We start from the raw sequence: 10,483 nt of genomic DNA, 5'->3' as shown, positions 1-10,483 counted from the left end.
GGGGGTTAGAGGCCGGAGAGGCGTTGGCCGGCTCTTACCACCGCCATGGCGTGGCGTTCGCCGGGGCGGCGGCCCAGGCGTTCGATGGGGCCGGAGATGCTCACCGAGGCGATGACTCTGCCGGTGCGGTCGCGGATCGGAGCGGAGACGCTCGCCACACCGGCCTCTCGTTCGGCGACGCTCTGCGCCCAGCCCCGGCGGCGGACCTCGGCCAACGTGCGGCCGGTGAACTTGCTGCGCGGCAGCAGGGGCATGACCGCCTCCGGCGGCTCCCAGGCCAGCAGGATCTGGGCCGCGGAACCGGCGGTCATGGGCAGCACCGAGCCGACCGGGACGGTGTCCCGCAGGCCGCTGGCGCGTTCCGCCGCCGCCACGCAGATGCGCTCGTCGGCGCGGCGCAGGTAGAGCTGGGCGCTCTCCCCGGTGGCGTCGCGCAGCGCGGCGAGCAGCGGCTCGGCGGCGGTCAGCAGGACGTCCGGGGCGGCGTTGGCCAGCTCGCCGAGCCGGGGGCCGGGGCGCCATCGGCCCTGGGTGTCCCGGACCAGCATCCGGTGGATCTCCAGTGCCTGCGCGAGCCGGTGCGCGGTGGCCCGGGGCAGCTTCGTGCGCTCAACGAGTTCGGCCAGGCTGGCGCCGTCGACGCAGGCGGCCAGGATGACCACCGCCTTGTCGAGAACGCCGACACCGCTCATACTGTGTCCCACAAGCCGAAACCTACCTCCCAGAATTTAGGATGTCCAGATGGTGGGAGTCACTCAACCGAGGACCCTGGCCGAGAAGGTCTGGGACGCGCACGTCGTATGGTCCGCCGCCGGTGAGCCGGACCTGCTCTTCATCGACCTGCACCTGCTGCACGAGGTGACCAGCCCGCAGGCGTTCGACGGGCTGCGGCTCGCCGGGCGCCGAGTGCGCCGGACCGACCTGACCCTCGCGACCGAGGACCACAACACCCCGACCGGGTACGACGACCCGGCGTTCCGCCTCCGCCGTGGTGACCTGCTCACCATCGCGGACCCCACGTCCCGGACGCAGATCGAGACGTTGCGCCGCAACTGCGCCGAGTTCGGCGTGCGGCTGCACCCGCTCGGTGACGACAACCAGGGCATCGTGCACGTGATCGGCCCGCAGCTCGGGCTCACCCAGCCCGGCATGACGATCGTCTGCGGCGACTCGCACACCGCCACCCACGGCGCGTTCGGCGCGCTCGCCTTCGGCATCGGCACCAGCGAGGTGGAGCACGTGCTGGCCACCCAGACGCTGCCGCAGAGCCGGCCGAAGACCATGGCCGTGACCGTCACCGGCCAGCTCGCCCCCGGCGTCACCGCCAAGGATCTGGTGCTCGCGCTGATCGCGCAGGTCGGCACCGGCGGCGGTCGCGGACACATCGTCGAGTACCGCGGCGAGGCGATCCGCGCCCTCTCCATGGAGGGGCGGATGACGATCGCCAACATGTCCATCGAGTGGGGTGCCAAGGCCGGCATGATCGCGCCGGACGAGACCACCTTCGCGTACCTCAAGGGTCGGCCGAACGCGCCGCGGGGCGCGGACTGGGACGCGGCGCTCGCGTGGTGGCGGACGCTGCCCACCGACGAGGGCGCGCGCTTCGACGCCGAGGTGACCCTGGACGCCAGCCGGATCACGCCGTTCGTCACCTGGGGCACCAACCCGGGGCAGGGTGCGCCGCTGAGCGCGCCGGTGCCCGACCCGGAGGAGTTCACCACCGACTCGGAGCGCACCGCGGCCCGCCGCGCACTGGAGTACATGGATCTGCGCCCCGGCACGCCGCTGCGGGAGCTGCCCATCGACGTGGTCTTCGTGGGCTCCTGCACCAACGGGCGACTGGAGGACCTGCGGGCCGCCGCCGATGTGCTGCGGGGCCACCGGGTCGCCGACGGGGTCCGGATGCTCGTGGTGCCCGGCTCCGCCGCCGTACGTGAGGCGGCCGAGGCCGAGGGACTGGACAAGGTCTTCGCCGACGCGGGCGCCGAGTGGCGGTTCGCCGGCTGCTCCATGTGTCTGGGCATGAACCCCGACACGCTCAAGCCGGGCGAGCGTTCCGCCTCCACCTCCAACCGCAACTTCGAGGGCCGGCAGGGCCGGGGCGGGCGTACCCATCTGGTCTCCCCGCCGGTCGCCGCCGCCACCGCCGTGGTCGGCCGGCTGGCCGCCCCCGCCGACCTGTAGAAGGGACTCCAGGAGATGGACAGGTTCACCACCCACACCGGTACGGCCGTGCCACTGCGGCGATCCAACGTGGACACCGACCAGATCATCCCGGCCGTGTACCTCAAGAGGGTGACCCGGACCGGTTTCGCTGACGGGCTCTTCAGCGCGTGGCGGGAAGACCCGGCATTCGTGCTCAACGATGAATCCTATTCCGGGGCGTCGATCCTCATCGCCGGCCCGGAGTTCGGCACCGGCTCATCTCGGGAGCACGCCGTCTGGGCACTGCGGGACTGGGGCTTCCGTGCCGTCGTGGCTCCCCGCTTCGGCGACATCTTCCGCGGCAACGCCCTCAAGGAAGGTCTGCTGCCGGTCGAGTTGGAATTGAAAGCCGTCGAGGAGTTGTGGGACCTCGTGGAGGCCGATCCGACCACCCCGGTGACCGTCGACCTGACCGCCCGTCAGCTCCGGGCGGGCGACGCGAACTGGTCCTTCCCGCTGGACGACTTCAGCCGCTGGCGGCTGCTGGAGGGCCTGGACGACATTGGACTCACCCTCCGCAACGCCGCCGACATCGACTCGTACGAGGCGCGTCGACTGCCGTTCCTGCCCTCGGTGGCATAGCCGTACGTCCGACCGCACAGCCGATTTCACCCCTACCGGCCCGACCGGTAGGGGTGAATCCGTTACGACACAAGGGCTTTTTTCCACCGAATGTTTGTGTCCCGGCAGCACAGGGCATACCGTGCGCGCAGAATGGCTCGCGTCGAGTCAGTTGCACAATCGGGAGGAAGTCGTGAACAAGGCCGAGCTCATCGAGGCGCTCGCTGTTCGCCTGGGGGACCGGAAGATGGCGACGGCCGCGCTCGACGCGGTCCTCACCGAGGTCCAGGCGGCGGTCACCAAGGGCGAGAAGGTGGCGATCACCGGATTCGGAGCATTCGAAAAGCGTGTGCGTGGCGCGCGAACAGCGCGCAACCCGCGTACCGGCGAGGCGGTGAAGGTCAAGAAGACGTCCGTGCCGACCTTCCGCCCCGGCGCCGGCTTCAAGGAGATGGTGGCCAGCGGCAAGGTGCCGAAGGCCACGGCGGCGGTGAAGAAGACCGCCACCGCGACGGCCAAGACCACCGGCACGAAGGCGGCCGGCACGAAGGCCACCACCGCCAAGGCGGCCAGCAAGAAGACCGCCCCGGCCAAGGCGAGCAAGAGCACGACGGCGACCAAGACGGCCGCCAGCAAGAAGACCGCCCCGGCCAAGGCGAGCAAGAGCACGACGGCGACCAAGACGGCCGCCAGCAAGAAGACCACGGCGGCGAAGAAGACCACCGCGGCGACCAAGTCCACCACGGCGAAGAAGACCACCGCGGCGGCGAGCAAGAGCACGGCGGCCAAGAAGGCGCCCGCGAAGAAGGCTCCGGCCAAGAAGGCGGCCAGCAAGCGCTGACCAACCCTGTCGAAAGGGCGTCCACCCGTGCGGTGGGCGCCCTTTCGGCGTACCGGAACCGTTGACCGGGTCGGTCCGCGCGCGCAGAATCGCCGTGCCGGTCCCCCTCCGCCGGCCCGCCGACGGGAAATGGGGCGCCGGTGCGCTACCGCCAACTCGCCAGCGCGTCGCTCGCGCTGGGCGTACTCCTGCTCATCGACGTGCTGCGGGTATGGCTGCCCGGCATCATCACCATCTTCGGTCAGGCGGCGTCTACGCCCGCCGAGCTGATGGGCGCCTTCGCCCTCGGCTGGTTCGTCCTCGCGCTGGGAGCACCGGCGGTGGTCCGCCGGGTGGGCGCCCGTCCGGTCACCGTCGCCGCGGCCGTCGTGCTGGCCGGTGCCCGCCTCGCCCTCACCGCCACTCCCGGCGGACGTGCGCAGCTCTGGTTGGCCACTGCCGGCCTGCTGGCCGGGCTGGTGTGGCTGGTCGGTGTCGCCGCCGGCACCGACCGGCCGGTGCCGGGCCTGGCGCTGGGCCTGGCGGTCAACGCGGCCGTACACGCGGTGCTCGACACCGTCGACCTGGTCTGGCGGGGCGACTGGGTGGCCTGGCTGCTCAGCGCCGTCGCGGTGACGCTGTTCCTGCTCGCTACGACGGTGCCCGCCCCGCCGGCCAGCCGCAGCGGGGCGGGGGCCTGGCTGTTGGCCGGGCCGGCGTTGCTGCTGGCCGGCATGGTGGCGCTCGCGCCGGCGCTGGCCCAGACCGGGATGTCGTACCTGGTCGGCGGCGGCGGCGTGGCCCGCTCTCCGCTGTTCGGGATGGCACCGGTGCCGGTCGCCGTCGCCGGATTCCTGCTCGCCGCGTTGACCGCGCCACCCCGCCGGTGGGGTCGGGTGCTCGGCCCGGTGGCGATGCTGGCCGGCGCGGTGCTCTTCGCCCTCGACCGGGGTGACCTGCTGCTCCCGGCCGTCGGTCTGGCGGCCGTCGGTCTCGGTGCCTGCCTGGCCCTGACCGACGACGCCGGCGCCACGGGCACCAAGCCCGCGGGCGCGGCCGGCAGCGCCGACGTCGCGGGCACGGCCGCCGACGAGGCGGGCGGCGCGCGGTGGGCGGCCCGTCGGGGGTACGCGGCCGCCGCCGGGATGCTCGTCTTCGCGCTCGGAGCGGTCGGTTACTACTCCGCCTACGACCTCGGTTACCCCAACGCGGCGGTGCCGGTGCTGGTCGCCGCTCTGGTGGCCGTGGTGGCGTTCATTGCCCGCCCCGCCGTACCCCGGGTCGCCGGGCCGTTTTCGCCGTTGCGGGTCACCGCGTCGGTCACCGCGCTGGCCCTGCTGGCGCCGCTGCTCGCCGACGAACTGCCGGTGGCCAGCAACCGGGACGGCCCGCCGCAGCGGCTGACCGTGGTGGCGTACAACATCCGGATGGGTTTCGGGCTGGACGGCCGCTTCGACCTGGCCGGGCTGACCGGCGCGATCGAGCGGCAGCGGCCCGACGTGGTGCTGCTCAGCGAGGTGGACCGGGCCTGGCTGCTCAACGGCGGCCACGACACCCTGGACCTGCTGTCCGATCGGCTGGGCATGCCGTACGTCTTCGGGCCGGCTGCGGACCCGGTCTGGGGCGATGCGGTGCTCAGCCGGTGGCCGGTGCGCGATCCGCGGACGCTGCCGCTGGCCGCCGTCGGCGCGCCCACCGGAGCGCAGGCCCTCGCCGTCACCCTGGACCTCGGTGACGGCGTCCGTACCGCCGTGGTCAGCACCCACCTGCAACCGCCGCCCGGCCGGGGCCCGGTGGTCCAGGCCCGCGCGGTCGCCGACTTCGCCATCGGGTACGCCGACGGCCGGCCGCTGGTGGTGGCCGGTGACCTGAACACGCAGCCGGGCGACGAGGCGTTCGCCAAGTTCACCGGCGTCGGCCTGATCGACGCGTTGGCGGCGGCCCGACCGTTGGCGACGAGTCCCGCCGACGACCCGCGGGAGCAGATCGACCACGTGTTCGTCTCGCCCGGCCTGAGCGCGACCGGCCCGGTCGCGCCGCGCGGCACGGCCAGCGACCACCTGCCGGTCGCGGTGACCCTCACCCTGCCACCGCGCTGAGGTCGGCTACAGGCGGTCGGTGGCGAGCAGCCGGTCGGCGGTGAAGGCGAGCAGCCAGCCGCCGCCCTTGGGCGTGGTGAAGTCCTCGTCGGCGCGACCGGACAACCGCTCCAACGCGCCCGGCAGCACCTTGCCCTGGCTGCACACCGCCGCCTGCCCCCCGGCGCGGGCCAACTCCAGCACCCGGGCGGCGGTGGCGAGCACCTGTTCGTCGGCCTGCTGGCCCGGCTGGGGCTCGTCCAGGTCGCCGCAGATCTCGATGGGCAGGTCGAGCAGCGCGGCGGCCGGATCGAGGGTCTGCACGCAGCGCCGCGGTGACGCGGACACGAGTCGGTCCGGCCGGACCAGGGCGATCAGGCCGGCCAGGGCGGACGCCTGGGCCCAGCCCTCGGCGTCCAGGGGGCGCGCCGTGTCGGGGCCGGACCAGGTGGCGCGCTTGCCGGCATGGGCGTGCCGGACCAGCGCGACCGTCGCGGTCACCGGCGGCAGCGCCGCGAACGCGGCCAACACCTCGGCGTCGTGCGGGTAGCTGACCAGCCGGATCGCGTCGTCCACGGCGAGCCACCGCATGTCGTCCACCTCGGTGCCCGGCTGGAAGCCACCGGTGGCCACGGCGAGCATCGACCAGTAGTCGACAAGCTTGGCCTGGCCCTCACTGCGGTAGCGCACCGAGGGCAGCCGTACCTGCGGCACGCCCCGTACGTCGGCCTCCTCGGCCACCTCGCGGACCGCCGCGGCCAGGGGGTGCTCGCCGGGCTCCAGCTTGCCCTTCGGCAGCGTCCAGTCGCCGTAGCGGGGGCGGTGCACGACGCAGACCCGTACGCCGTCGTCGGACGGCCGCCAGGCCACCCCGCCGGCCGCCCGGATGCCGGTCACGGCAGCCAACGGGTCCGCCGCCGTCGGGTCGCCCGGTGCCACGCGGCCGGGAAGCGGGCCCGCATCCGGCGCACCGACTCCCGTTCCCGTTCGGCCAGCCGCCCGGCGGTGACCGCCAGCTCGTGGTCGTCCGGCCGCTCGGCGGCGAGCTCCAACCAGGTCTCCGCCGCCACGGCGGCGTCCTGGTGTTCGCCGAGCACGTCCTGCACGCCGGCCAGCGCGCGGGACAGCTTCCGTGCGGCCGTGTCGACCGCCGGGGACACCGCGTTGACCGCGTACCGGGCCTGCTTGCCCTGCTTACGGACGGCGTGCCAGCGCTCGTCGGGCGAGGACGGGCCGAGCCCGTCGACGCCCCCCGGCCCGCTCAGCCGCCGCCAGGGGCGGGCCACCAGCTTGGGCAGCGCCCGCGCGGCCGGTTTCGCCGCCCGGCCGGTGAGCCGGGGCGCGCGTGCCGCCAGCACCAGCGCGTCGACCAGGGCCAGGTAACGCGGGGAGCGCAACGCCTCGTCGATCGCGGTGTGCGCCACCCGTTGTCGCGCGGCGAGCGCCTCGTCCAGCCGGTCCACGGCGGCCGGGTCGAGCGGGTCGGCGCCAGCGGTACGCCGTAACCGCGCCCGCAGGACCTCGGCGTCGCGGGCCGCGCCGAGCACCCCGGCGATCCAACGCAACTCGTCGCGCAGCGGCCGGGCCCAGCTCCTGCGCACCAGCGGCTTGAAGGTGCGCAGGTCGCTGCGCAACCGCCGACAGGCCACCCGCATCTGGTGCACGGCGGTGTCGCCGCCGGCGGCGGGAGCGCGCAGCCGCACCAGCGGATCGTGCGCCAGCAGCCGGCGTACCTCCTTGCGAACCGCCTCGGTCACCACGTCGCCGGCGCTCGGGTCGGACGGCAGCCCGGCCGGCCCGACCAGGTCCGGTTCGGCCTGTGCCGCCGCGCCCAGTGCGCGGACGTGCTTCGGGACGAAGGAACCGCCCCGGGCGCCGGCCTCCCGCAGCACCGCGCCGGCCCGGTCCAGCAGTTCCCGGTCACCGGCCTTGAGTTCCACCTCCAGCTCGCGGAAGCCGCCGGTGGTGGTGCCGGCGTCGTCGAGCACGGTCACCCGGTCGTCCACCACCTCGGCGAGCACCGTGCCGGCCCGGTCGCACACCTCGTGAGCGTGCCGCACGGTGCGGACGACCGTCACCGGTGCCAGCGGCGCGCCCCGGTGCAGGGCGGTGACCAGCTCCACCAGTTCCGGCGGCGGTTGCCCTTTCGGCCCGGGGCGGGACACCTCGTGCCGGACGCCGGGCGTGCCGGTGGGCAGCTTCACCGTCCAGGGCAGCTCGTCGCCCCTGCGGTGCCGCAACGACGCGCCCGCCCGGGCCAGCCGCAGGTCGACCGTGTCGAGGTAGCGGGCGACCAGCGTCACCGAGGGCAGCGACCGGACCCGACCGCCGGCGGGGGCCACTGCGGACAGGTCCGGCAGTACGAAGGTGTCGTCCACCTCGTACTTCTGCTCCTCCTCCACCATCAGCTCACCCTATGCCGCGATCGGTCAGCCGGCCGTGCCACCGACGCGGCGCAGCAGCAGTTCCTGCAGGTGCGCCCGGGCCGCCTCGTCGCCGCTGGTACGCCGGGTCCAGGTGCCGTCGCCGGCCAGTTCGAACGCGTCCACGTCGGGGCTCATCGCGGCGGTCAGCACGTGATCCAACTCGGCTCGGGCGATCGGGTCGCTCACCTGCACCAGCGCCTCCACCCGGCGGTCCAGGTTGCGGTGCATGAGATCCGCCGAGCCCATCCAGAACTCGGCCTCGCCGTTGTTGCCGAACCGGAAGATCCGGGAGTGCTCCAGGAACCGGCCCAGGATCGAGCGGACCCGGATGTTCTCCGACAGCCCCGGCACCCCCGGGCGCAGCGTGCACATGCCCCGGATGAGCAGGTCGACGTGCACACCGGCCTGGGACGCCCGGTACAGCGCGTCGGTCACGCCCTCGTCGACCAGCGAGTTGACCTTGAACTGGACCAGGCCGGGCATGCCGAGGCGGACGTGTGAGATCTCCCGCTCGATGCGCTCGATGAGGCCGCTGCGGATGCCCTGCGGCGCGACCAGCAGCCGACGGTACGCGGTCTGCCGGCTGTAGCCGGTGAGGACGTTGAACAGGTCGGTGAGGTCGGCGCCGATCTCCGGGTCGGCGGTGAGCATGCCGAAGTCCTCGTACAACCGGGCGGTCTTGGGGTGGTAGTTGCCGGTGCCGATGTGGCAGTACCGGCGGATCTGGTTGCCCTCCTGCCGCACCACCAGCGCGGTCTTGCAGTGCGTCTTGAGCCCCACCAGGCCGTACACCACGTGGCAGCCGGCGCGTTCCAACGTACGGGCCCAGCCGATGTTGGCCACCTCGTCGAAGCGGGCCTTCACCTCCACCAGCACCACCACCTGCTTGCCGGCGGCGGCCGCGTCGACGAGCGCGTCCACGATCGGCGAGTCACCGCTGGTCCGGTACAGGGTCTGCTTGATGGCCAGCACGTTCGGGTCGGCGGCGGCCTGCTCGATGAAGCGCTGCACGCTCGTCGCGAACGAGTGGTACGGGTGGTGCACCAGGATGTCCCCGTCGCGCAGCGTGGAGAAGACGCTGCGCGGCACCTCGCCCTCGGCGAGACGGGGATGGGTGGCCGGTACGAAGGGCGGGTCCTTGAGATCCGGCCGGTCGGCCTCGCCGTACACCTGCCACAGCGCGGAGAGGTCCAGCAGCCCGGGCACCCGCAGCACGTCCTGGTCGTCCATGTCCAACTCGCGGACGAGCAGCTCCAGCACGTGGTCGGAGATCGACGCGGCGACCTCGAGGCGGACCGGCGGGCCGAACCGGCGCCGGGCCAGCTCCCGCTCCAGGGCCTGGAGCAGGTCCTCGTCGCGGTCCTCGTCGACCTCCACCTCGGCGTTGCGGGTGACCCGGAACAGGTGGCACTCGACCACCTGCATGCCGCTGAACAGCTGCCCCAGGTGCACCGAGATCAGGTCCTCCACCGGCAGCATCCGGACGCCCGGCTGGTCCCGGTCCACCCGGACGAAGCGGGGGACGTTGTTCGGCACCTTCACCCGGGCGAACAGTTCGGAGCCGCCGTCCGGGTCACGGACCGCCACCGCCAGGTTCAGCGACCGCCCGGAGATGTACGGGAACGGGTGCGCCGGGTCGACCGCGAGGGGCGTCAGCACCGGGAAGATGTGCTCCCGGAAGTAGGTGCGCAGCCGCTCCCGCTCGGGATCGCCCAGCTCGGCCCAGCGCAGGATGCGGATGCTCTCGTCGGCCAGCTTGGGCAGCACGTCGTCGCCGAAGCAGGCGGCGTGCCGGGCGCCCAGTTCGGCGGTCTTCTCGGCGATCAGCTCCAGCTGGGTACGCAGGGGCAGCCGGTCCCCGCCGCGTACCGGCAGGCCGGCGGAGAGCCGCCGCTTCAGCCCGGCGATGCGCACCATGTAGAACTCGTCGAGGTTGCTGGCGAAGATGGCGAGGAACTTGGCCCGTTCCAGCAGCGGCGTGCGCGGGTCCTCGGCGAGCGCGAGCACCCGCGCGTTGAAGTCGAGCCAGGAGAGCTCCCGGTTGAGGAACCGGTCCTCCGGCAGCGGCGGGGGCGCCGACGCCTCGTCGTTCTCCTCGACGCCACCGGTCGGGGTGGCCTGGACTCCACCGGCGGCCGGACCGTCCGTCTCGGTCGGCGTGCCGGCGGAGTCGAGGACCTCGTCCAGCCCGGAGGAGGCCGCGCCCGGGTCGTCGCCGAGCGTGTCGGCGCGGGCGGCGCCGGCGCGTTCAGCTCGGGACGGGCGGAAGCGGCCGTCGGCACCGCGGATGCGGGTGCCGTTCAGGGGGTCGGTGGCGGGAGGGGTGGCCGGGTGCTCGCGAGGGGTGCTCACCCGCTCATAATCACCCGATTCGGGTTAACGCAAAATGAACT

The 10,483-nt window shown here is 73.4% G+C and carries 8 protein-coding genes; 4 read left to right on the top strand and 4 right to left on the bottom strand.

Translation table 11 applies throughout. The features are described from left to right. Positions 1-5: 5 nt before the first annotated feature. Positions 6-692 carry an IclR family transcriptional regulator gene (locus F8271_RS12110; RefSeq protein WP_007456408.1) on the bottom strand — a complete coding sequence of 229 codons (687 nt, stop codon included), beginning with the start codon at positions 690-692 and terminating at the stop codon, positions 6-8. A gap of 49 nt (positions 693-741) precedes the next feature. On the opposite strand from F8271_RS12110, the gene leuC reads away from it, so the two are divergent. The 4 genes from leuC to F8271_RS12090 all read left to right on the top strand — a co-directional run bounded on the left by leuC (position 742) and on the right by F8271_RS12090 (position 5,685). After that, positions 742-2,184: a 3-isopropylmalate dehydratase large subunit gene (gene leuC / locus F8271_RS12105; protein ID WP_151489796.1), complete on the top strand. Its 1,443-nt coding sequence runs from the start codon at positions 742-744 to the stop codon at positions 2,182-2,184. Between the two features lie 15 nt (positions 2,185-2,199). Continuing rightward, the gene (gene leuD, locus F8271_RS12100; RefSeq protein WP_151489795.1) at positions 2,200-2,787 is read left to right on the top strand and encodes a 3-isopropylmalate dehydratase small subunit; all 588 of its coding nucleotides are present in this window, start codon (positions 2,200-2,202) and stop codon (positions 2,785-2,787) included. A gap of 172 nt (positions 2,788-2,959) precedes the next feature. Beyond that, positions 2,960-3,607: an HU family DNA-binding protein gene (locus tag F8271_RS12095; protein ID WP_192580256.1), complete on the top strand. Its 648-nt coding sequence runs from the start codon at positions 2,960-2,962 to the stop codon at positions 3,605-3,607. 140 nt (positions 3,608-3,747) lie between these two features. Next, positions 3,748-5,685 carry an endonuclease/exonuclease/phosphatase family protein gene (locus F8271_RS12090; RefSeq protein WP_151489793.1) on the top strand — a complete coding sequence of 646 codons (1,938 nt, stop codon included), beginning with the start codon at positions 3,748-3,750 and terminating at the stop codon, positions 5,683-5,685. Between the two features lie 6 nt (positions 5,686-5,691). Here F8271_RS12090 and F8271_RS12085 read toward each other — a convergent pair whose 3' ends face one another. The 3 genes from F8271_RS12085 to F8271_RS12075 are packed head-to-tail and all read right to left on the bottom strand — an operon-like array spanning position 5,692 to position 10,442. Continuing rightward, a complete protein-coding gene (locus tag F8271_RS12085; RefSeq protein ID WP_151489792.1) occupies positions 5,692-6,570 on the bottom strand; it encodes an NUDIX hydrolase in 879 nt (292 codons plus the stop codon). Next, positions 6,558-8,069 (bottom strand): CYTH and CHAD domain-containing protein, encoded by a 1,512-nt coding sequence (locus tag F8271_RS12080; protein WP_151489791.1) that lies wholly within the window; start codon positions 8,067-8,069, stop codon positions 6,558-6,560. Before F8271_RS12080 ends, F8271_RS12085 begins: the two co-directional genes overlap by 13 nt. Positions 8,070-8,093: 24 nt before the next feature. Next, positions 8,094-10,442 carry an RNA degradosome polyphosphate kinase gene (locus tag F8271_RS12075; protein WP_151489790.1) on the bottom strand — a complete coding sequence of 783 codons (2,349 nt, stop codon included), beginning with the start codon at positions 10,440-10,442 and terminating at the stop codon, positions 8,094-8,096. Positions 10,443-10,483: the final 41 nt, after the last annotated feature.

It is taken from the genome of Micromonospora sp. ALFpr18c (assembly GCF_008868155.1).
Taxonomy (GTDB): domain Bacteria; phylum Actinomycetota; class Actinomycetes; order Mycobacteriales; family Micromonosporaceae; genus Micromonospora.
Note: the sequence above shows the minus strand (reverse complement) of the source record. Positions and strands in the feature narration are given on the sequence as shown.